Origin of the sequence: Aeromonas sp. FDAARGOS 1408 (genome assembly GCF_019048665.1) — a bacterium.
Taxonomy (GTDB): Bacteria; Pseudomonadota; Gammaproteobacteria; order Enterobacterales; family Aeromonadaceae; genus Aeromonas; species Aeromonas dhakensis.
In genome coordinates this window covers 502,391-523,763 of record NZ_CP077394.1, presented here as the reverse complement: position 1 = coordinate 523,763, position 21,373 = coordinate 502,391, and the positions used below count along the sequence as shown (strand labels likewise).

General features: G+C 61.0%; 23 protein-coding genes. 9 read left to right on the top strand and 14 right to left on the bottom strand.

Features of this window, described 5'->3' with window-relative positions:
• Positions 1-30: 30 nt before the first annotated feature.
• The 4 genes from I6L38_RS02710 to dinB form a co-directional block, all read right to left on the bottom strand.
• Positions 31-669, bottom strand: coding sequence for an alpha/beta fold hydrolase (locus I6L38_RS02710; RefSeq protein WP_201889584.1), 639 nt, complete (start codon positions 667-669; stop codon positions 31-33).
• The gene (locus I6L38_RS02705) at positions 662-1,582 is read right to left on the bottom strand and encodes a transcriptional regulator GcvA (protein ID WP_005303519.1); all 921 of its coding nucleotides are present in this window, start codon (positions 1,580-1,582) and stop codon (positions 662-664) included. Before I6L38_RS02705 ends, I6L38_RS02710 begins: the two co-directional genes overlap by 8 nt.
• A 283-nt stretch (positions 1,583-1,865) precedes the next feature.
• Positions 1,866-4,007, bottom strand: coding sequence for a methyl-accepting chemotaxis protein (locus I6L38_RS02700; RefSeq protein WP_126882376.1), 2,142 nt, complete (start codon positions 4,005-4,007; stop codon positions 1,866-1,868).
• A 68-nt stretch (positions 4,008-4,075) separates the two neighbouring features.
• Positions 4,076-5,128 carry a DNA polymerase IV gene (gene dinB / locus I6L38_RS02695; RefSeq protein ID WP_201889585.1) on the bottom strand — a complete coding sequence of 351 codons (1,053 nt, stop codon included), beginning with the start codon at positions 5,126-5,128 and terminating at the stop codon, positions 4,076-4,078.
• A 131-nt stretch (positions 5,129-5,259) separates the two neighbouring features.
• On the opposite strand from dinB, the gene I6L38_RS02690 reads away from it, so the two are divergent.
• The gene (locus I6L38_RS02690) at positions 5,260-5,481 is read left to right on the top strand and encodes a hypothetical protein (RefSeq protein WP_201885086.1); all 222 of its coding nucleotides are present in this window, start codon (positions 5,260-5,262) and stop codon (positions 5,479-5,481) included.
• Positions 5,482-5,561: 80 nt separating this feature from the next.
• Here I6L38_RS02690 and nqrM read toward each other — a convergent pair whose 3' ends face one another.
• The 9 genes from nqrM to I6L38_RS02645 all read right to left on the bottom strand — a co-directional run bounded on the left by nqrM (position 5,562) and on the right by I6L38_RS02645 (position 13,412).
• Positions 5,562-5,786, bottom strand: coding sequence for a (Na+)-NQR maturation NqrM (gene nqrM, locus I6L38_RS02685; RefSeq protein WP_005303529.1), 225 nt, complete (start codon positions 5,784-5,786; stop codon positions 5,562-5,564).
• An 11-nt stretch (positions 5,787-5,797) separates the two neighbouring features.
• Positions 5,798-6,838 carry an FAD:protein FMN transferase ApbE gene (locus I6L38_RS02680; RefSeq protein ID WP_005303533.1) on the bottom strand — a complete coding sequence of 347 codons (1,041 nt, stop codon included), beginning with the start codon at positions 6,836-6,838 and terminating at the stop codon, positions 5,798-5,800.
• Between the two features lie 3 nt (positions 6,839-6,841).
• Positions 6,842-8,065 (bottom strand): NADH:ubiquinone reductase (Na(+)-transporting) subunit F, encoded by a 1,224-nt coding sequence (gene nqrF / locus I6L38_RS02675; protein WP_005303535.1) that lies wholly within the window; start codon positions 8,063-8,065, stop codon positions 6,842-6,844.
• 17 nt (positions 8,066-8,082) lie between these two features.
• A complete protein-coding gene (nqrE, locus tag I6L38_RS02670) occupies positions 8,083-8,679 on the bottom strand; it encodes an NADH:ubiquinone reductase (Na(+)-transporting) subunit E (RefSeq protein ID WP_017764094.1) in 597 nt (198 codons plus the stop codon).
• A 3-nt stretch (positions 8,680-8,682) separates the two neighbouring features.
• Entirely contained in the window at positions 8,683-9,315 is a 633-nt protein-coding gene (locus I6L38_RS02665; protein ID WP_005303545.1) for an NADH:ubiquinone reductase (Na(+)-transporting) subunit D, read from the bottom strand.
• Positions 9,308-10,096, bottom strand: coding sequence for a Na(+)-translocating NADH-quinone reductase subunit C (locus I6L38_RS02660; RefSeq protein ID WP_005303548.1), 789 nt, complete (start codon positions 10,094-10,096; stop codon positions 9,308-9,310). Before I6L38_RS02660 ends, I6L38_RS02665 begins: the two co-directional genes overlap by 8 nt.
• A complete protein-coding gene (locus I6L38_RS02655) occupies positions 10,086-11,315 on the bottom strand; it encodes an NADH:ubiquinone reductase (Na(+)-transporting) subunit B (protein ID WP_005303550.1) in 1,230 nt (409 codons plus the stop codon). Before I6L38_RS02655 ends, I6L38_RS02660 begins: the two co-directional genes overlap by 11 nt.
• A 3-nt stretch (positions 11,316-11,318) precedes the next feature.
• Positions 11,319-12,662 (bottom strand): Na(+)-translocating NADH-quinone reductase subunit A, encoded by a 1,344-nt coding sequence (locus I6L38_RS02650; RefSeq protein WP_005303554.1) that lies wholly within the window; start codon positions 12,660-12,662, stop codon positions 11,319-11,321.
• Positions 12,663-13,103: 441 nt separating this feature from the next.
• Positions 13,104-13,412, bottom strand: coding sequence for a BolA family transcriptional regulator (locus I6L38_RS02645; protein WP_005303561.1), 309 nt, complete (start codon positions 13,410-13,412; stop codon positions 13,104-13,106).
• Between the two features lie 192 nt (positions 13,413-13,604).
• Between I6L38_RS02645 and I6L38_RS02640 the strand changes: the two genes are divergently transcribed.
• From I6L38_RS02640 to I6L38_RS02615, 6 genes are all read left to right on the top strand, one after another.
• Positions 13,605-14,747 carry a methyltransferase gene (locus I6L38_RS02640; RefSeq protein WP_201885087.1) on the top strand — a complete coding sequence of 381 codons (1,143 nt, stop codon included), beginning with the start codon at positions 13,605-13,607 and terminating at the stop codon, positions 14,745-14,747.
• Positions 14,748-14,776: 29 nt separating this feature from the next.
• Complete coding sequence (locus tag I6L38_RS02635; protein WP_010634807.1) at positions 14,777-15,349, top strand: YajG family lipoprotein; 573 nt, start codon at positions 14,777-14,779, stop codon at positions 15,347-15,349.
• Positions 15,350-15,364: 15 nt separating this feature from the next.
• Positions 15,365-15,916 (top strand): peptidylprolyl isomerase, encoded by a 552-nt coding sequence (locus I6L38_RS02630; RefSeq protein ID WP_043171097.1) that lies wholly within the window; start codon positions 15,365-15,367, stop codon positions 15,914-15,916.
• A 116-nt stretch (positions 15,917-16,032) separates the two neighbouring features.
• Positions 16,033-16,362 carry a hypothetical protein gene (locus tag I6L38_RS02625; RefSeq protein ID WP_017764090.1) on the top strand — a complete coding sequence of 110 codons (330 nt, stop codon included), beginning with the start codon at positions 16,033-16,035 and terminating at the stop codon, positions 16,360-16,362.
• Positions 16,363-16,449: 87 nt separating this feature from the next.
• On the top strand, positions 16,450-17,829 hold the full coding sequence (locus I6L38_RS02620) for an MFS transporter (RefSeq protein ID WP_017781862.1): 1,380 nt from the start codon (positions 16,450-16,452) through the stop codon (positions 17,827-17,829).
• A 156-nt stretch (positions 17,830-17,985) separates the two neighbouring features.
• Positions 17,986-18,828 (top strand): outer membrane protein OmpK, encoded by an 843-nt coding sequence (locus tag I6L38_RS02615; protein WP_005303585.1) that lies wholly within the window; start codon positions 17,986-17,988, stop codon positions 18,826-18,828.
• Positions 18,829-18,930: 102 nt separating this feature from the next.
• On the opposite strand, the gene I6L38_RS02610 is transcribed toward I6L38_RS02615, so the two are convergent.
• The gene (locus I6L38_RS02610; RefSeq protein ID WP_005303589.1) at positions 18,931-19,413 is read right to left on the bottom strand and encodes a YajQ family cyclic di-GMP-binding protein; all 483 of its coding nucleotides are present in this window, start codon (positions 19,411-19,413) and stop codon (positions 18,931-18,933) included.
• A gap of 357 nt (positions 19,414-19,770) precedes the next feature.
• Between I6L38_RS02610 and I6L38_RS02605 the strand changes: the two genes are divergently transcribed.
• Positions 19,771-20,718, top strand: a complete 948-nt coding sequence (locus tag I6L38_RS02605) for a ketopantoate reductase family protein (protein ID WP_042009230.1) — start codon at positions 19,771-19,773, stop codon at positions 20,716-20,718.
• Positions 20,719-20,751: 33 nt separating this feature from the next.
• The gene (locus tag I6L38_RS02600) at positions 20,752-21,330 is read left to right on the top strand and encodes a DJ-1 family glyoxalase III (RefSeq protein ID WP_043171096.1); all 579 of its coding nucleotides are present in this window, start codon (positions 20,752-20,754) and stop codon (positions 21,328-21,330) included.
• The last annotated feature ends 43 nt before the right edge of the window (positions 21,331-21,373 follow it).

Genomic DNA, 21,373 nt, shown 5'->3' with positions numbered 1-21,373 from the left:
CCCTTGCCTCCTTGTTGTCCCGCGCCAGCCTCAACCCCGCGCCGGGATGGTCGCAATGAAATCCTTGATCCGTTCGGCCGCCTGGCGCAGGTTGCCCTGCTCGCTCGCACCGCTGCTCTTGCGCGGTTTGAAGCCATGATCACCATCGGTCAGCCAATGGACCGATACGGCGGATGAGAAGGGGAAATCAGCCAGTTCGGCACGGGTGCCGAAGGTATCGCGCTCCCCTTGCAACAGCAGGGTTGGCGTCTTGATCTGCTTGAGCACCTCGCCCCGCCAGCGGTCGGGGTTGGCCGGGGGGTGGAAAGGATACCCGAGAATGAGCAATCCTGCAGCATTCATCTCGTCCTCACTCTCCTGATAGAGTTCGGCCGCCATCCGCCCACCCATGGATTTGCCCGCCAGAAACAGTCTGGGATGGGCAAACTCCTCGATCATCTGGCGCCAGTGGTCGAGCAGGACAGGCTGCCGGTCCGGCGGACGACGCTTGCCATCCAGGGCGCGCTTGCTCATGTAGGGAAAGTTGAAACGCACCACCTCGATGTCGGGCCCGGCCAACAGCCGTGACAGCTCGGCCAGAAAGGCGTGCTCCATGCCCGCCCCGGCGCCGTGGGCCAACAGAATGCGAACGGGGGCATCAACAGCCCCCTCCCGGATCACCTCATGCATCGGCCAGTCGGGCCCGACGACGGGCCTCCTCCTGCTCCACCAGTTCCAGCATCCAGTCGCGAAAGGCGACTATCTTGCCCTGATCGGACTGCTGCTCCTGGCACACCAGATAGAAGGCGTTCTTGCTCACCAGCACCTGCTCGAACGGACAGATGAGGCGACCGGCCTCTATCTCTGGCTGGGCCAGCACGCTGTGACCAAGGGCCACCCCCTGGCCGTGAATGGCGGCCTGGATCACCATGGTGGAGTGGCTGAAGATGGGCCCCTGGTTGACGTTGGGGGCATCGATGTCGAGCTGGCGAAACCAGGCCTTCCAGTCGCGACGCGAGGTGTCGTGCAGCAGGGTGTGGCGGGTCAGATCGTCCGGGGTGCGCAGCGGCTTGGGGCCGGTCAGCAGCAGCGGTGAACAGACCGGGATCAGATACTCGGTGTGCAGCTTGTCGGCCCGCAGGCCGGGCCAGTTGCCGCGTCCGTAGTAGATGGCCACGTCCACGTCGTCGGTGAGCGAGCCCTCGTCCATGTCCACCGCCTTGATCCGCACGTCGATGTCGGGATGACGTTCGCTGAACTTGACCAGCCGCGGCACCAGCCACTGGATGGCGAAGCTCGGCTGCAGAGAAACGGTGAGCGCGCCCTTGGCGCTGCGGGCCAGCAACTTGTCGGTCGCCTCCGAGATGGAGGTGAAGATGTCCTTGATATCGAGGAAGTAGCCCTGCCCCTCCTCGGTCAGCAACAGAGAACGGTTCTTGCGGCGAAACAGCTTGATACCGAGGTACTCTTCCAGCGCCTTGATCTGGTGACTGATGGCGGCCTGGGTCACGAACAGCTCCTCCGCAGCGCGGGTGAAGCTTAAATGACGAGCCGCGGCTTCAAACGCTTTCAGTGCGTTGAGCGGGGGTAAACGACGAGACATGAGACCAGCCGACGATGAGTTTTTCTAATGGGCCGCATTATAATTTGTCGGTTGCGGGTCGACCAGTGAATAAACATAATTCGCTTCGCAATCCGTTGCCATATGGCTCACTTTTTCTCTTCCATGTTGGTTTACATGTGATTTTTGTGAGTCTCTGGAGTGCGATTGTGGTGTTGTGTTTCTTCCTCTGCGGGAAGAGGGGCTTAAATCGGACCGATTTAACCCAGTCTGTCATCTGAATGTGTTTGGCGCCTCCGGTTGGAAGGCGCCTTTTTTCTTATCCCTATACCTTGAACTGCCCCACCAGTTGCTGCTGCTTGTCGGCCAGCGCCGACAGCTCGCGACCATTTTCGGCGGAGCTGGCCGCCTCGGCCCGGATGGTGTGGCTCACATCGCGAATGTTGCTGACGTTGCGATTGATCTCGTCCGCCACCCCGCTCTGCTCCTGCGCCGCCCTGGCGATCTGCTCGTTCATCTGATGAATGGTGCCGACCGCGTGGATGATCTGCTCCAGCACGCTGACCGACAGGTCCACCTTGGTCAACGTCAGATCCGCTTGACCGTGGCCGGTCATGATCGCCTTCACCACCGCCTCGGTGCCGGATTGCAGCTGGCCGATGAGGGTCTGGATCTCGACGATGGCGTTCTGGGTGCGGCCCGCCAGATTGCGCACCTCGTCCGCCACCACCGCAAAACCACGGCCCTGCTCGCCGGCCCGCGCCGCCTCGATGGCGGCGTTGAGCGCCAGCAGGTTGGTCTGCTCGGCGATCCCCTGGATCACCACCAGGATGTCGTTGATGTTCTCGCTGTTGGCTGACAGGTGCTCCACCACCGGCTTGGCATCGCTGATCACCGCCATCAGCTTGCGCATCGCCTCCTGGGTGTCGGCCACCACGTACTTGCCCTCCTGCGCCGCCGTGTCGGCCTCGTTGGCAGCGGCCACCGCCGAGTTGGCGTTGCTGGCCACCTGCAGGGCGGTAGCGCTCAACTCCTCGAACGCGGTCGCCACCAGGTCCACCTCCTGATACTGAGCCTGCATGCCGGCACTAGTGCGCTCGGCGACGCTGGCCGCCTGCTCCGCGCTGGCCCGGGTGCCGGCAACGGTATCTATGACCTGGCTGATGGTACTCTGCAGCTTGTTCAAGAAGCTGTTGAACCACTTGGCCAGCTCGCCAATCTCGTCGTCACGGCGCAGCTCGATGCGCTGGGTGAGATCCCCCTCGCCGCTGGCAATGTCCTTGAGACGGGCCACCACGGCGCGGATGGGGGCCACTATCTGATGGGCCATCAGCCAGATGCAGATCAGCGCCACCGCCGAGATGAGGCCACCGATGAGCAGCTGGGTCATCACGCTGCGGCTGGCCTGGCCGGAGAGATCCTCCTGCAGTTGAAGGGCTGAGGCGAGCACCACGCTGCGCGGCAGCTCGATGTAGATGCCCCATTTCTGTTCCGTACCGCGCATCTTGACCGGTACGAAGGTCTGCAGCAGGTTGCCGTCCGGACTCCAGCGACTGGCCACCTGCCCCTGGCCCAGCCAGCCCTGCAAGGCGGCCGTCAGGGTCTGATACTGCTGACCGAGCGGACTGCCCAGGGTGACGTCGAAGCCATCCACCCCGGCAACACGGCCCTGGCTGCTCACCAGCAGCACCTTGCCCTGCCCCTCATAGAGCTCCTGATCCATCTCCTTGACCAGACTCTGCAGCGCGGTCAGCGAGATATCGACCCCGACCATGCCGAGCAGCTTGTCTTGCTCCAGCAGAGGCACGGTCACCGAGGTCATCAATACCTTTTGCGACCCCACATCGTCCAGATAAGGCTCCAGCAGACAGAGGGCCTTGCTGCGAATGCTGCAGCGATACCACTCGTTCTCCACCCCGCCGGCCGCGGTCGGGCTCTCGTCCGCCAGCACGGATTCGTCCTGCACCTCGGGTTCAATCTTGCCGTCGACCCGCGCCCAGTAGGTGGAGAAACGCCCCTGATCGTTGGAGCCCAGCGCGCTGGAGCCGTGGTAGTTGCTGTCTTCGCCGTCGAGCTGGTCCGGCTCGAACACCGCATAGACGCCGAGCAGGTGATCGGAGGAGGCTGCCGCGTCATGCAGTTGCTGGTTGACGGCGGTACGCAGTGATTCGGAGGAGCCGAAATTGTCGGCCGCGTTCTTGCGCTGGAACAGGATCCCCTGGCCCAGCAGGGTCGCCCGGAAGTAAGCTTCGTCCAGATAACTGGTCACCTTGGCCGCCTGCTCCGAGCCCATCGCCTTCATCCAGTTTTCGGCCGCACTCTGGGCTTCCGCCGTGGTAGAAGTCAGCACCTGATCCTGCATGTTGGCAGCACTGAAGAGAGAAGAGGCCACCAGGGCACCGGCACTGGCCAACAAACAACAACCGGCGATCAGGGTGATCCGCCCCTGAACAGAAAGAGAACTCATGCCACCATTTCCTAGCTTCATACTGATGTGATCAGTGTATCGGTTTTAGAAACAAAAACTTAACCTTATCACGCTAAATCCAGGGCAAGTTGGTTCACTTCGCCGGCCGCCGGCAGGCCGACTACCAATCCCAGTAGCCGAATGGGTTTGCCCTGTGCCCGCAGCAAACCTTCGTGCAACAGATCGTGAAACCGTTCCGGTTGGTAACCCCCGCGCCGATAGACGGTGGTCTGCTGAAAATCGGCAAACTTGAGCTTGATCCCCTGCCCCATCAACTGCTCCTTGCCGTGGCTGGCCGAGAATCGCTGCTCCAGCTCGGGAATGAGCCGGCTCAGCACCTGCCAGCAGGCGGCCTCATCCAGCACGTCGCTGGCCAGGGTTGTCTCCACCCCTATGGTCTTGCGCACCCGCTGAGCCTGTACCGGCTGCTCGTCGTGGCCCCAGATCCGCCCGGCCAGCATCTCCCCGAGCTTGCCGAACCGGGCGATCAGCTCCTCATTGCCGAGCTGACGGGCATCTTCGCAGGAGTAAAGGCCGAGCGACTCCAGCCGATCCGCGGTCTTGCGACCGATGCCGGGCAGCTTGCCGAGGGGGAGCTGGCGCACGAACTCATCCACCTCCTGCGGCCGTATCACGAACAGGCCGTCCGGCTTGCGCTGCTCGGAGGCGAGCTTGGCCAGAAACTTGTTCGGCGCCACCCCGGCCGAGGCGGTCAGCCCCAGCTCGGCGTTGATCGCGGCACGGATCTCGCGGGCCATCAGGGTGGCACTGCCGTCACAGCAGGGGCTCATCGTCACGTCGAGATAGGCCTCATCGAGGGAGAGCGGCTCCACCTGCTCGGTGTAGCGCAGAAAGATGGCCCGCAGCTGGCGGGAGACCTCCTTGTAGACCGCCATCCGGCCGGGAATGAGCACCAGCGGCGGGCAGAGCTTGCGTGCCAGGGCGCTCGGCATGGCGGAGCGCACCCCGAAGCGACGCGCCACATAGTTGCAGGTCGAAATGACACCGCGCCTGTCCGCCGAGCCACCGATGGCCAGCGGTACCTCGCGCAGGGCCGGGTTGTCCCGCATCTCTACCGCGGCATAGAAGCAGTCCATGTCGATGTGAATGATCTTGCGCATACCACTGTACGAATAAACAGGTAACCTGCCTATGCTAACCCAGTGTTGTCATTTCTGCCATCGGCATGAAATGACGGGCCGACATAGACTCTTAAGGCACCATTTATAATCCATCGCACAAGGAGAATGAGATGAAGGGAGTCTGGCCGGGGTTGGCTCTGGGGCTCTGCCTGCTGCTGCCGCAGCAGAGCAATGGCAAGGACAATCCGACCGCCGAGTGCAGCTGGTTGCACGAGCGCATCAAGGCGCTGGAGAAGGCCATCAAACAGGGGGACGAGCTAGGTACACAGGAGGAGCTGGCACGCTGGCGGGCCGAATTCAACAAGAAGGAGTGCCAGCGCTACGACTACTGAGCGCTCGCCATAAAAAAAAAGGGCTGACCCCAGGGTCAGCCCGTTTTGCGTTCGACATGGGTGCGAGAGCCCCTGCCCGCTCAGATGATCCGGTTCTCGGCCAGCATCTTGCGACGGGCCTCTTCCTTGGCCATCTTCTTCTTGCGGTTGTCGCAGGGTTCCGGGCAATCACACTCTTTTTCGATACCTATGCTGCCAAGTCCGCCACAGGAGCCGGAGATGGTCTTCTTCTGGAAGATGTAGCCGATGGCCATGGCCACCACTACCACCAGAAACACCCCGAAGGTGATCAAAAAAATCTGCATGTTACCGCCCTTTATTTTCTAACCAGATACTGTTTGAAGGCATCGGAGTAAGACTCCTCGAAACCCTCATCCGTCTTGGTGATCACGAAAATGGCCAGCCCCCGCTCCTTGGCGTAGGCCAGGCTCTTCTCGGGTCCGAGCACCATGAACACGGTCGCCAGCCCGTCTGCAGTCATGCAGGAGGGGTGGATCACGGTCACCGACACCATCCGGTGCTGGATAGGCTTGCCGGTCATGGGATCAATGGTATGGGAGAAGCGCTTGCCGTCCAGCTCGTAATAGTTGCGGTACTCGCCCGAGGTCGCCACCCCGTTGTCGCCCGCCACTATCACCTCCTGCACCGAGCCGGCGTTGGCAGTCGGTTTCTCGATGGCGACGCGCCAGGGGTGACCCTTGCCGTTGACGCCATTGATCCGCAATTCGCCGCCGATCTCAACCAGATAGTTGCGCGAACCCAGGGACTCCAGATACTCGGCCACCTTGTCGACGCCAAAGCCCTTGGCAATGGCGGAGAGATCCACGTAGAGATCCGGGATGTCCTTTTGCAGGGTATCGGCATCGACGGAGGTGATCACGTGCAGATTGCCGAGCCCGGTCTTCTGGCGGGTCTGGGTGATCAGCTCGTCAGACGGCGTCTTGGTCGGGCGCGCGTCGGGCCCGAAGCCCCACAGATTGACCAAGGGGCCGACGGTGACGTCCAGCGCCCCGCGGCTCTCACGGCCAATGTGAATGGCCTCGGTCACCACCCGCGCGGTATCGCGGGAGACCACCACGGGCGTCGAGCTGCGGTGCTGGTTGAAGCGCGACAGCTCGGAGTCCGGCCGGTAGGTCGACATCTGATCGTTCACCCGCTCCAGCAGCACATCGACTTCGGCCTGGAACTTGGCGGGATCGGTGATAACGTTGTCCGCCACCTTGATGGAGTAGTAGGTACCCATGGTGCTGCCGGTGATGTGGATCTCCGGCTTCGATTGGACCGTTTGTTCCTGACCGCACCCAGTCAAGAAAAAGGCTAGCCCGAAGGCTAGCCAGGTCTTTACAACACTGTGCATTGATTAACCACCAAAGTCATCCAGCAGGATGTTCTCGTCTTCAACGCCGAGGTTTTTCAGCATGTTGATGACGGCAGCGTTCATCACGGGAGGACCGCACATGTAGAACTCGCAATCTTCCGGCGCCTCGTGGTTCTTGAGATAGTTCTCGAACAGCACGTTGTGGATGAAGCCGGTGTAGCCGTCCCAGTTGTCTTCCGGTTGCGGATCGGACAGGGCGACGTGCCACTGGAAGTTGTCGTTCTCGGCCTGCAGCATGTCGAAGTCTTCGACATAGAACATCTCGCGCTTGGAACGGGCACCGTACCAGAAGCTCATCTTGCGCTTGGTCTTCAGGCGGCGCAGCTGATCGAAGATGTGGGAACGCATCGGCGCCATACCGGCACCACCACCGATGAACACCATTTCCGCGTCGGTGTCCTTGGCGAAGAACTCGCCGAACGGACCGGAGATGGTCACCTTGTCGCCCGCCTTCAGGCTGAAGATGTAGGAGGACATCTGGCCGGGAGGGGCAGTCCAGTTGCTGGGCGGCGGGGTCGCGATCCGCACGTTCAGCATGATGATGCCGAACTCTTCCGGATAGTTGGCCATGGAGTAGGCACGAATGATCGGCTCGTTGACCTTGGACTCCAGCTCGAAGATCTTGAAGCGATCCCAGTCACCGCGATATTCGGTAGGAATATCGAAGTTCTTGTACTGCACGTGGTGGGCAGGCGCTTCGATCTGGATATAACCACCGGCGCGGAACGGCACGCTCTCGCCATCGGGGATCTGCAGCTTGAGCTCCTTGATGAAGGTGGCCTTGTTGTCATTGGAGATGACGGTACATTCCCACTTCTTCACGCCGAAGATCTCTTCCGGCAGCTCGATGTCCATGTCGGAACGGACGGTGACCTGACAGGCCAGACGCTCGCCATGACGGGCTTCGCCCTTGCTGATGTGATCGAGCTCGGTCGGCAGGATGTCGCCGCCCCCGGATTTCACCCGTACCTTGCACTGACCACAGGAGCCACCGCCGCCGCAGGCAGAGGAGACGAAGATACCGCTGCCGGCCAGCACGCCGAGCAGCTTGCCACCCGCCGGGCTGGTCACAGCCTTGGCCGGGTCGCCGTTGATGCTGATTGTCACGTCACCGGCGGTCACCAGCTTGGACTTGGCGAACAGAATGACTGCCACCAAGGCCAGCAGGATCACGGTGAACATGACCACACCCAGAATAATTTCCATCTATATTTCCTTTCCGATTACAGGGAAATACCAGAGAAGGACATGAAGCCCAGCGCCATCAGACCCGCGGTGATGAAGGTGATGCCGAGACCGCGCAGGCCTTCCGGAACATCGGAGTACTTCATCTTCTCGCGGATCCCCGCCATCGCCACGATGGCAAGCATCCAGCCGGCTCCAGAACCCACGCCATACACCACGGACTCAACGAAGTTGTAGTCACGCTGCACCATGAAAGAGACGCCACCGAAGATGGCGCAGTTCACTGTGATGAGTGGCAGGAAGATACCGAGCGCGTTGTAGAGGGCCGGGAAGTACTTGTCCAGCGCCATCTCCAGGATCTGCACCAGGGCCGCGATCACCCCGATGAAGGTGATGAAGCTCAGGAAGCTGAGATCCAGACCGGACACCAGGGCACCGTCTTTGAGCACGTAGTTGTAGATCAGGTTGTTGGCCGGCACGGCCACGGTCTGAACCACGATAACGGCGACACCTAGGCCCATGGCGGTCTTGACCTTCTTGGACACCGCCAGGAAGGTACACATCCCCAGGAAGAAGGAGAGCGCCAGGTTCTCGATGAAGATCGAGCGAATCAACAGACTGATATAGTGTTCCATACCTTAATCCTTCGCCTCCACCTGCTTGGGATCCTTGGTGCGTACGCCCCAGATGATCAGACCAATGATGAAGAACGCACTCGGCGGCAGCAGCAGCAGGCCGTTCGGCACATACCAGCCACCATTGTTCACCAGCGGCAGCAGTTCGATGCCGAACCAGGTGCCGGAGCCCAGGATTTCACGCACGGTGGCCACGGTCAGCAGCACGGCGCCATAACCCAGACCGTTGCCGATACCGTCCAGGAAGGAGGGCAGCGGGGCACTCTTCATGGCGTAGGCTTCGGCACGGCCCATCACGATACAGTTGGTGATGATGAGGCCGACGAACACCGACAGTTGCTTGGAGATGTCGTAGGCATACGCCTTGAGCACCTGGTCAACCACGATAACCAGCGAGGCAATCACCGCCATCTGGGCGATGATCCGCACGCTGTTCGGGATCTGGTTGCGGATCAGGGAGATGAACAGGTTGGAGAAGGCGGTGACCGCGGTAACGGCCAGCGTCATCACGAACGCAGTCTTCATCTGGCTGGTAACGGCCAGCGCGGAACAGACACCCAGCACCTGCAGTGCGATGGGGTTGTTGCCGAGCACAGGCGTCAACAGCAACTTTTTCATTTCGCTCTTGTCAGCCATTGTTGATTTCTCCTGCACGAACCTTGGCCAGGAAAGGACCGAAACCCTTGGGACCCATCCAGAAGTCGAAGGTATGCTGTACGCCGTTACCGGTCAGGGTCGCGCCGGACAGACCGTCGATCTCATGCTCGGAACCAGCCGGAGCATGACCCTTGATCACCCGCAGCGCAGGCTGACCGTTCTGGTCGAACAGCTTCTTGCCGACGAACAGCTCGCGCCAGGCCGGGTTCTCGACTTCGCCACCCAGACCCGGGGTTTCACCGTGGTCGTAGTAGGTGATGCCCTTGATGGTCTGGCCATCGGCCGCGACCGCTACGAACGCATACATGGTAGACCACAGACCTTGGCCGTAGATCGGCAGGATGATGTTGTCGACCTTGCCTTCGGCATCTTTGGCGAAGAACACCGGGACCAGCTTGGAGATCTGACGCAGACCGGCCTTGTCGTCGGCCGGAGCCAGGCGAATGTTCTGGGCAGGATCCTTGGCGGCGACCTTGGTGTCGAAGTTGTCGGCATCGCCGTCAACGAATTCACCGGTGGCCAGATCCACCAGACGCGCTTCAATCTTGTCGCCATACAGCTTGGCCAGGTCACGCTTGGCCACGGCGCTGATGTCGACGCCGGCGACGGACAGGATGTTGCTTTGCTTGTCCAGCGCCTTGTTTTCCAGCTGGGCCGGACGCAGACCCACGGCGGCCACGGAGACCACGATGGAGCAGACCAGACACAGACCGGTCACTACGGCGAGAGTGCCGGTAGTAGAGTCTTTATTAAACGCCACGAGCGATCCTCCGCTTGATGTTCGCCTGTGCCACGAAATGGTCAAACAAGGGGGCAAACAGGTTGGCAAACAGAATGGCCAGCATCATGCCTTCCGGGAAGGCGGGGTTCACGACCCGGATCAGCACCACCATCACGCCGATCAGGGCGCCGTACCACCACTTGCCCTTGTTGGTGAAGGCAGCGGAGACAGGGTCGGTCGCCATGAAGGCCATACCGAAGGCGAAACCACCCAGCACCAGGTGCCAGTGCCACGGCATGTTGAACATGGGGTTGGTGTCGGAACCGATGACGTTGAACAGCAGGGAGGTCGCTACCATGCCGATCATCACGCCGGCGATGATGCGCCAGGAGGCGATGCGCATGTAGACGATCATGGCCGCACCCAACAGGATCATCAGGGTGGAGACTTCACCGATGGAACCGGGCAGGTTGCCAAGGAAAGCGTCCATCCAGCTGATGCTCTGGCCGGTGGCACCGTTGATCAGCGCCATCTGGCCGCCCTGGGCCCACTGGCTCAGCGCGGTTGCGCCCGAGTAGCCATCGACGGCAACCCAGACCGCATCACCGGAGATTTGACCCGGGTAGGCGAAGAACAGGAAGGCACGACCCGCCAGCGCCGGGTTCAGGAAGTTCTTGCCGGTACCACCGAACACTTCCTTGGCCAGCACCACGCCGAAGGTGATACCCAGGGCAGCTTGCCACAGGGGCAGCTCGGGCGGCACGATCAGCGCGAACAGGATGGAGGTCACGAAGAAGCCTTCGTTGATCTCGTGCTTGCGCACCATGGCGAACAGCACTTCCCAGAAACCACCGACGATGAAGACGGTGATGTAGATCGGGAAGAAGTGGGCCGCACCGATCAGCATCTTGCTGCCGACGCCGGCCACCGCCGGATCCAGGGAGGCACCCAACAGGGTAGCCAGGGCATATTGCCAGCTGCCGGCACCGGCGGCCGTACCCAGATGGGCAATCGCGGCGATGGACTGGTTGCCGACGTTGTACATGCCCCAGAACATGGCCGGGAACACGGCCAGCCACACCATGATCATCATCCGCTTCAGATCGATCGCATCACGGACGTGGGCGGCATTGCGGGTCACGGAACCCGGGGTATAAAACAGGGTGTACGCCGCTTCGAACAGGGCATAGTACTTGGCGTACTTGCCACCCGGCTCGAAGTGATGTTCCATATTTTCAAGAAGTTGCTTGAAACTCATCGCTTAACCTTCCAGTTCAATCTTGGTCAGGCACTCACGCAAGATCGGGCCGTACTCGGTCTTGCCGGGGCAGACGAAGGTACAGAGCGCCAGATCTTCCTCATCCAGCTCCAGGCAGCCGAGCGCTTGCGCATTGTCGGTATCGCCGGAGACCAGATCCCGCAGTAGCAGGGTCGGCAGGATGTCGAGCGGCATCACGCGCTCATAGTTGCCGATAGGCACCATGGAGCGGTCACTACCGTTGGTGGTGGTAGTGAAGTTGATGAGCTTGCCCTTCACCAGGTGAGAGAGGGTGGTACGGGTGATGGAGAACTTGCTGGCGCTGGGATTGACCCAACCCAGGAACTCTTTCTCGCGACCTTCACCCAGTACGCTGACCTGATTGTGGTAGCGACCCAGGTAGTCATGGACCCCTTCAGCCTTGGCACCGCTCAGCAGGGAACCGGAAATGACGCGATTCTCGTCCGCACGCAGCTCGTTGTTGGTGAGCTGGCTGATGCAGGCACCCATGCGAGTACGCAGCAGACGCGGCTTGATGACGTTCGGGCCGGCCAAGGCGATCACCTTGTCAGTATGGATCTGACCGGTGGTGAACAGCTTGCCGTAGGCGATCACGTCCTGATAGTTGATGTGCCACTGCACTTTCTTGGCACCGACGGGGTCCAGGAAGTGGATGTGGGTACCGGGCAGGCCGGCAGGGTGCGGACCGACGAACACCTCTTCCTTGACTTGCGCCAGGGAAGCGTGCGGCAGGCTGCCTTCGCCCTTGCAGACATAGACGGAACCATCGGTCAGGCGGGTCAGCACGGCCAGACCGTCGAGGAACGCCTGGGACTGTTCCTTGATGATCAGCTCCGCATCGGCGGCCAGCGGGTTGGTGTCCATGGCGGTGACGAAGATGGCACGCGGGGTGGAACCCACGGCTGGCACCTTGCTGAACGGGCGGGTACGCAACGCAGTCCATTGGCCGGACGCGACCAGGATCTCCTGCACCTTGCTGCGTTCGAGCTTAGGCAGCTCGGCACAGGCAAAGTGCTCGAAGGTCACCTGCTCGTCGGACCCATCGATATCGATGACAACGGATTGCAGAATGCGCTTGGCACCACGGTTGATCTCTGAAACCACACCGGTGGCGGGGGCCGTGAATTTAACGCCGGGATTCTTCTTATCTTCGAAGAGCTCCTGACCTTTAATGACGCGATCACCTACTTTGACAAACATAGTAGGACGCATCCCCACGAACTCTTCGCCGAGTGTAGCAACACGGGTGATGGCCGGGCCATCGTAGATTACTTGCTCCGGAGCACCCAGCACGGGGATGTCCAGTCCTCTTTTAATTGTAATCATACTCACTTGCACTACCGTTAAGGGAAGACAGGTTGGTTAGCGCCGAGAAATACATCACGACGAGTTGTTGAATGAGCCCGTTGATGTTGCGGCAAGATGTCGAAGAAATAAACAAATCAGCAACATACAGAGTCATTCAAAAGCGCCTGAGTTTACCACCTATGGCAAGTTTCCTGCCATGCAAAATGGGGAAAATCCCCGCTCTATCACAAAATCATCGCAATTTAATCGCGTCGCTTTTTCTCGTGAAACCTCAGGCGCTGCCTCGAGTTAGCCATCATTACCCCAAAATAGGTAATAATTTTTATGTTCGAAAAAGGATTAGAAATCTTGATGGCGCGGTGGGAGGGCGACGCTCCCCTCATGAGTACGAAACGTCGCCGAAACAGGTTTTGAAATTGTTAACTGGTCGAAGATTTAGTAATCAATTCGTCAATAGTCTTAAGAGAGTCCGTTTTTGCTGACGCAGCTGGGGGTGCTCGGTGCCTGCTCCCGTTGTTGCCACTCCTGCTCGGTATAGGTATGCAGCGCCAATGCATGAATGGCCCCCGCCAGCTCGTCGGCCAGCACCGCATTGACCTGACGATGGCGCCCCAGCAGGCGCTGCCCTTCAAACGCCTGGCTCACCACCACCACCTTGAAGTGACTCTCCGAGCCCGGCGCCACCCTGTGCATGTAGCTCTCGTTGATCACTTCCAGGTGGCTGGGGGACAAGGCGGCGGCCAGCTTGGCCTCGATCTGTTGTTGCATGGTCACGAGCAAAACTCCCAAAATGGATGTCCGGCCATTGTAGCCAGGGTTGGCCGGATGACGAAATCGGGCGGTGCGGGAAAATCCCGCTTGCAGCCCTGCCGGGCTGGTGAAATTCTCCGCCCCCGCTAGAATAGCGCCACTTTGCGCCCCACCGGGGCCCGTTACATGACTCAGCTGGACAATTCGCCTATGCAAACCCTTCTCGACACGGCCCACTGTCGCCTGACCCTGTATCGCTATCCACGTCAGCAGCAGGATCCCTTGCAGGCCTGGGATGCCGCCGACGAGTATCTGATCAACACCCTGGCCGAGGAGCCCCTCGAGCAGGATGGCCCCGTCATCATCATGAACGACGGCTTCGGCGCGTTGGCCGCCTATCTGCACCCTCATGCCCCTGTCTGCGTCACCGACTCCCACATCAGCGAGCGGGCTACCCTGGCCAACCTGGCAGAGAACGGCCTGGATCCCGCGGCCATCCGCCTGCAGGATGCGCTGGCGTCCCTGCCCGATGCCCCTGCACTGGTGGTGATCAAGGTCTCCAAGTATCAGGCGCTGCTGGAGCAGCAACTGCTGGCCCTGAGCGGGGTCGTTACCCCCGCTACCCGCGTCATCGCCGCCGGCAAGGCCAAGGATATCCACACCTCCACCCTGGCGCTGTTTGAGAAATACCTGGGGCCGACCCGCACCTCGCTGGCCTGGAAGAAGGCGCGCCTCATTCACTGCACTCCAGCCGCTGCGCCCGCCGAGCGTCCCGCGCTGGCCAACCCCTTCCCCACGGTCTGGCCACTGGAGGGCACCGACATGCTCATCCATAACCATGCCAACGTGTTCTCGCGCACCAGTCTGGATATCGGCGCCCGCTTCATGCTGGACAATCTGCCGATCCACAGCGCCCGCAAGGTGATCGATCTGGGCTGCGGCAACGGCGTGCTGGGGCTCTCCCTGCTGGCGCGCGACAGCGAGGTGGAGGTCACCTTCGTCGACGAGTCCCGCATGGCGGTCGCCTCGGCCCGGCTCAACGTCGAGCACAATCTGCCGGCGGCCCTGCCCCGCGCCCACTTTATGGTCAACAACTGTCTCGACGGCGTGCCTGCCGGTTCGGCGGATCGGATCCTCTGCAACCCGCCGTTCCATCAGTTGCAGGCCATCACCGACCACATCGCCTGGCAGATGTTCAGCGACGCCCACCGGTTGTTGCCCAAAGGGGGGGAACTCTGGATAGTGGGCAACCGTCATCTGGACTATCACAACAAGCTCAAGCGCCTGTTCGCCAACGCACAAGTCGTTGCGTCGAACAGCAAATTCGTTATTTTGAAAGCCATCAAACGTTAAACGCCATCAAACGCGAAAGGAAACCCATGATGAAAAAGTCACTCTTGCTGCTGGCCGCCCTGATGCTGGGTGGTTGTGCGACTCACTGGCCGGAGAGCGCCCTGCTCAATCCACAGGTGATCCCCTCCAACCAGCAGTACTACTCGGGCAACCGCATCACCCTGGAAGGGGTGGACAAGCGTGAAGCCGCCTACGTCTTCTCCATCAAGAAAAAAGAGAAGGCCGCGGTACTGGTCAACAGCAGCCAGCCCCTCAACAGCCTGCTGGCGGAAAAGCTCGCCGAAGGGCTGCGCAGCCAGGGCCTGGAAGTAGGCAACAGCGGCACCACCAACCTGACTCTGGCCATCTCCACTGCCGCGGTCACGGTAGAAGAGAAGACCTTCACCTATGTCACCAAGTCCCGCGTCAGCCTGCAGGTGATCGCCGACTTCCAGGGCAGCAAGCTGACCAAACAGTTCAACATGTCCTCCAGCAAGGAAGGCCCGGGCGAGCCGAGCATGGCCGAACTGGAGTCCACCCTGAACCAGCAGCTGGGCAGCGTACTGCAGCAGATCATGGCTGACACCGCCCTGCGCGGTTATCTCAAGGGTCAGCCGAGCTGAGCAAGGAGCGAATAAATGAAAAAACTCTGGTTATTGGCCATGCTGATCGCCCCGCTGGCGTTCGCCGGCCCCAAGGTCAGGATGGAGACCAACCACGGCAACATAGTGGTGGAGCTGGCCTCCAAGCAGGCGCCGCAGACGGTGAAGAACTTCCTGCGCTACGTAGCCGATGGCAGCTATGACGGCAGCATCTTCCACCGGGTGATCCAGGACTTTGTGGTGCAGGGGGGCGGCTACAACCAGCAGTTCCAGCAACTGCCCACCTTCGACCCCGTGGTCAACGAGTCCAAGGGCGGCCTGCCCAACAAGCGCGGCAGCATCGCCATGGCCCGCACCCAGGCGGTCGACAGCGCCACTCGCCAGTTCTACTTCAACCTGGTCGACAACAACAACCTCAACGCCAATGCCGGCGCCGGTTACACCGTGTTCGGCCAGGTGGTGCAGGGCATGGAGGTACTGGACAAGCTGGCCCAGGTGCAGACCGGTTACAGCCCCATCCTGCGTGCCAACGACGTGCCCACCAGCCCCATCATCCTGAAGAAGGTGATCCTGCTGGCGGACAAATAACGCGGAGCGGATCACAATCCGTCATCCCCGCGGTCCGGGTCGCCGGCGCCCCTTTCTATACTCTGGCCTTGCCCCGATATCCGGGGCCAGGCCCACGAGAGGAGAAGGAGGTTCCGGTGACTTGCAACGACTACATCGCCCAGCACGCCATCCCGCTGGCCCAGACGGTTCGTCACTTTCTGGCACGAGAGATCCCCTATCAGCAGCTGGAAGATCTGAGCTGGCAGCTGTTGTCCCACTGGCAGGATCTGCCCCATGTCCCCGCCGACAAGACCCCGGCCTCCGAGCAGGAGGGGGTGTTCTGGCACCTGCTGCACAGCCTGCATCAGTGGGATGAACAGCAGATCATCGCCGACGTCTGGCTGCGCCTGCAGCTGATGGAGTGCGCCAATTTCCTGACCACGGACGGGCCGCTGCCGCGCCACTGCATCGGCCTGCGCCCCTGAATATAGTGCCCTCCCCTGCCCGGCTTGCCTTGGCTATCCAACCCGAACCTGACAAAATGGCGCAATTTTCCCAGAGGAGTCAGGTATTTGAACACTGTCCGTACACCGAGCTGGCGAGACTCGCTCGCCGTCTACCTTGAGACTCGGGTTCTCATCCTGTTTGCCATGGGGTTCTCTTCCGGCCTGCCGCTGCTGCTGGTGTTCGGCACCCTCTCGTTCTGGCTGCGCGAAGCGGATGTCAGCCTGACCGACATCGGCTACATGAGCTGGGTAGCGCTGGCCTATGGCTTCAAATGGTTGTGGTCACCGCTGGTGGATCGGCTGCCGCTGCCACTGCTCTCCCGCTGGCTGGGCCGGCGCCGCAGCTGGATGCTCTTCTCCCAGTTGCTGATCGCCGCCTCGCTGGTGGGCATGGCCTTTTGCGATCCCAAGACCCAGCTCGCCCAGCTGGCCCTGTTTGCCCTGCTGGTGGCCTTCGCCTCCGCCACCCAGGACATCGTCATCGATGCCTATCGCATCGAGTCGGCCCCCGAGCGGCTGCAGGCGGCCATGGCGGCCTCCTACATGACTGGTTACCGGCTGGCGATGATCATGGCCGGGGCCGGCGCACTGGCGCTGGCCGCCTGGCTCGGCAGCAACGACGGCTACGACTATCGCGGCTGGCAGCTCACCTATCTGCTGATGGCGGGGCTGATGTCCCTCGGCGTCATCACCACCCTGTTCTGCCACGAACCCGTCATCGATCTTGCCGCCCAGAATGAGCAACAGGCGGCCCGCAAGAGCCTGCTGCTCGCCCGTGGCTGGCCGGCGGGGCTGGCCGGTCTCGGTGCCTGGAGCTACGAGGCCATCTGGTGTCCGTTCGCCGATTTCTTTCGCCGTTACGGCGGCTCCGCCCTGCTGATCCTCGGGCTCATCGCCTGCTATCGCATCTCGGACGTGGTGATGGGGGTGATGTCCAACAGCTTCTATGTGGACATGCAGTTCAGCAAGACCGAGGTGGCCACCATCACCAAGGTGTACGGGGTCATCATGACACTGGTGGGGGCCGCCCTCGGCGGCGTGCTGGTGATGCGTTTTGGCACCCTGCGCATCCTGTTCCTCGGCGCCCTGCTCACCGCCAGCACCAACCTGCTGTTTGCCCTGCTCAATGAGGTGGGCCACAACCTCGAGCTGCTGACCCTGATCATCTCGCTGGACAACCTCAGTGCCGGCATCGCCACAGCCGCCTTCGTCACCTATCTGTCGAGCCTGACCAACGTGGCCTTCTCAGCCACCCAGTACGCCCTGTTCAGCTCGGTGATGCTGCTGCTGCCCAAGCTGCTGGCGGGCTTTTCCGGCCGCTTCGTCGAGCAGTTCGGCTACAGCAGCTTCTTCATCAGCACCAGCCTGCTTGGCATTCCGGTGCTGATCCTGATCGTGTTGGTTGCCAAACGAGGAAGTGCCTTGTTACCGCAATCGGACAAATAGCAAGCGTTTGCGTAAAATTGGGGGTGATTAGATTCACACTTCCGAATAAAGTTCCCTGGTGCTGGTTTATCCGGTGAATTTATTTGGCTAGAATCCCTTCCGCTCCTTGTGGGCAGGCTACGGAAAACCTCAACTAACGCACAAGAGACCAATAAAATGGCCAAATTTACCAAGACTCTGATCGGTGCCGGTCTGCTGGCTGCCGCCGCTACCCCGGCTTTCGCTGCTGACTACAGCGGTGACATCCACAAGAACGACTACAAGTGGATGCAGTTCAACGTCATGCACACCATCGACCAACGTCCTTTCACTGCAGGTGCTGAAGATTACAACGACACCTACTTCGAAATGGAATTCGGTGGTCGCTCCGGCCTGTTTGACCTGTACGGTTACGTCGACGTCTTCGATATCTTCGACTCCCGTCACAGCGACAAGCACAAGGGTCAGAACCTGTTCATGAAGTTTGCGCCGCGTATGTCTCTGGATGCGCTGACTGGTAAAGATCTCTCCTTCGGTCCGGTGCAAGAGGTTTACATCGCCTCTCTGAACAACATCGGCGACAACCAGATGGAAAACATGATCGGTCTGGGTGCTGATGTACAAGTGCCTTGGTTCGGCAAAGTGGGCATGAACCTGTATGCTCGTCACGCCACCGAAAACCAGTTCTTCACCGAAGAAGAGGGTGAGTGGAACGGTTACTGGTTCGCCATGAACTGGTTCAAGCCTTTCTACACCTTCAGCAACGGCAGCTTCGTCTCCTATCAGGGTTACCTGGACTACGCCTTCGACCTGGACACCCACAACCGTGCTGACCGTACCAGCGACAACCTGGCTACCTTCCACGGTATCTACTGGCACTCCGACCGCTACGCCGTCGGTTACGGCCTGAAGTACTTCATGGATGCCTACGGCACCAAAGACGGTTCCACCGCCTACGACGGTACCCCGTGGAAGAGCTCTGGCTTCAGCCACTACTTCTCCGTTACCTACAAGTTCTAATCGAACGGGTATCAGGGATACAAAAAACCGGAGCAGCTGCTCCGGTTTTTTTATGGCTCGATGGCGGCTAAAAGGGAAAGCCACGCCCTCCCCGGCCATCCATCAGTCGCGGAAATTCTGGAACTGCATCGGCTGGCCTAGCTCGGCGCCACGCACCAGCGCCATGGTCTCCTGCAGGTCATCGCGTTTCTTGCCGGTGACCCGCACCTCGTCGCCCTGAATGGCGGCCTGCACCTTGATCTTGGAATCCTTGATCAGCTTCACCAGCTTCTTGGCAACTTCCTTGTCGATCCCCTGCTTGAACTTCACGGTCAGGTGGAAGCGCTTGCCGGAGTGAACGCTGTCACCCACGTCCATGGAGCTGTTCTCGATGTTGCGCTTGAGCAGGGCACCGCGCAGGATCTCGACCATCTGCTTGAGCTGGAAATCGGCATCGGCCTCCAGTTTGACCTCTTCCTTGTTCAACTCGAAGCTGGCTTCAACACCACGAAAATCGAAACGGGTCGCCAGTTCACGATTGGCGTTGTCGACGGCGTTCAACACCTCGTTCATTTTGACTTCAGAGACAATATCGAATGACGGCATAGTGGGCTCCTCATGTTGCGCTATAAGGGGGCAAATCTACCAGAATTACGGCAAATTTGCTGATTTCGATGGGACTGCTCTGCTAGAATCCCCTGCGCACAGGAATGGCGAGACCCGTTAGAACCTGTTCAGTATCTGTCGCGAGAGGTCGAAAGCCAGGTGAGGCGCAGCGCAGAAGCCCGCTTGTATATGAATAGATGGGCTTCCGGCTTCACATGCGCAAGCCTCGTACAAGCCTTGATCACGACCTCGCAGCAAGATCATGAACCCGTTCCAGGTGTCCGCCAGGCGACATCTTCACTTATCCCCGGCAGGTGGTTGACTGGAATGCAGCCCCTACCTTGATTGAGTCTCTCCATGCCAAGCGGATCACGCGATTACAACCTGACACACAGTCGACACACCCCCTCCCCCCAATGGACCCTGCTGGGCTGCGGCGCCCTGGGCGGTGTGTTTGCCTCCCTGTTGACTCAAAGCGGCCAGTCCACCCGCGTCTTGCTGCGCGAGCGCCACCGCGCCACCCTGCACCCCGGCATCGACTTCACCTCGCTGGAGGGCAACACCCAGCTCATCAACATCGAGCGCGGCTTCGTCGACCAGCCGGGTCAGATCCAGCGGTTGCTGGTGATGACCAAGGCCGGTCAGGTCATCGAGGCGCTGACCCCGTTGGTGGGCCAGCTGGCAACCGACGTGCCCATCGTGCTGCTGCACAACGGCATGGGGATCGCCGAGCAGGTGGTCGCGCTGTTCCCACACAATCCGGTCATCGCCGGGGTCACCAGCCACGGCGCCATGCAGAGCGGCCACTTCGTGTTCCGCCACACCGGCAAGGGCGAAACCTGGCTCGGCCCGGTCAACGAGGCGGCCAGAGCCCATGCCGCTCTGGCGGACGAGCTGGCGGCCGCCCTCGGCCAGGCTGGCTGGGATGAGCAGATCCAGGCGCGCCAGTGGCAGAAGCTGGCGGTCAACTGCGCCATCAACCCGCTCACCGCGCTCTACAAGCTCAAGAATGGCGAGCTGGCCGGCCCGCGCTTTGCCGATGCCCTGCAGCAGATTTGCGTGGAAGTGGCGGACGTGATGCAGGCCGAAGGCCAGCCCACCGGCAGCGATGAGCTGCTGCGCCGGGTCATGACGGTGGTGGAGCTCACCGCCGACAATTACTCTTCCATGTATCAGGACATGGAGCAGGGACGCGAGACCGAGATCGAGGCCATCACCGGCTTCCTGCTGGCCCGGGCCGCTTGCCACGGCATTGCGGTGCCGGTCAATCAGGGTCTCTATCAGGCCATCAAAGAGAAGCAGTGAGCCCATCGGGCTCGCCAATGCAAGGAGCAACGGATGAGCGTACTGGTACTGGTGGCCCCCGGGTCGGAAGAGATAGAGACGGTCGCCATCGTCGATACCCTGGTACGCGGGGCCATCGAGGTGGTGCTGGCCTCCTGCTGCCCCGCCGGGCAGCGCCAGATCAGGGCCTCCCGCGGGGTACAGCTGGTGGCGGATTGCCACCTCGACGAGCTGGCGGATCAGGAGTTCGAGGCCATAGTGGTGCCGGGTGGCCTGCCCGGCAGCGAGGTTATCCGCGATACGCCGCGCGCCATCGCCCTGCTCAAGGCGCAGGTGGCAGCGCAGCGCTGGCGGGCAGCCATCTGCGCCGCCCCCGCCGTGGTGCTGCTGCACCACGATCTGCTGGGGGAAGCCCGCGCCACCTGCCATCCCGGCTTTCAGGCCCGCCTGCCCGCGGCGCAGCTCAGTCACGCGCGGGTGGTGACCGACCAGGCCCATCACCTCATCACCAGCCAGGGACCGGGCACCGCCATCGAGTTCGCCCTCGAGCTGGTGCGGGTGCTGCGCGGTGACGAGGCTGCCTGTGCGGTGGCCGGCCCCATGGTGCTGCCCCCCTCCTCACCCATGCCCTGAGTAAATAGCCCTCTCGCAATGACAGAGCGCCCCTTGCCAATTG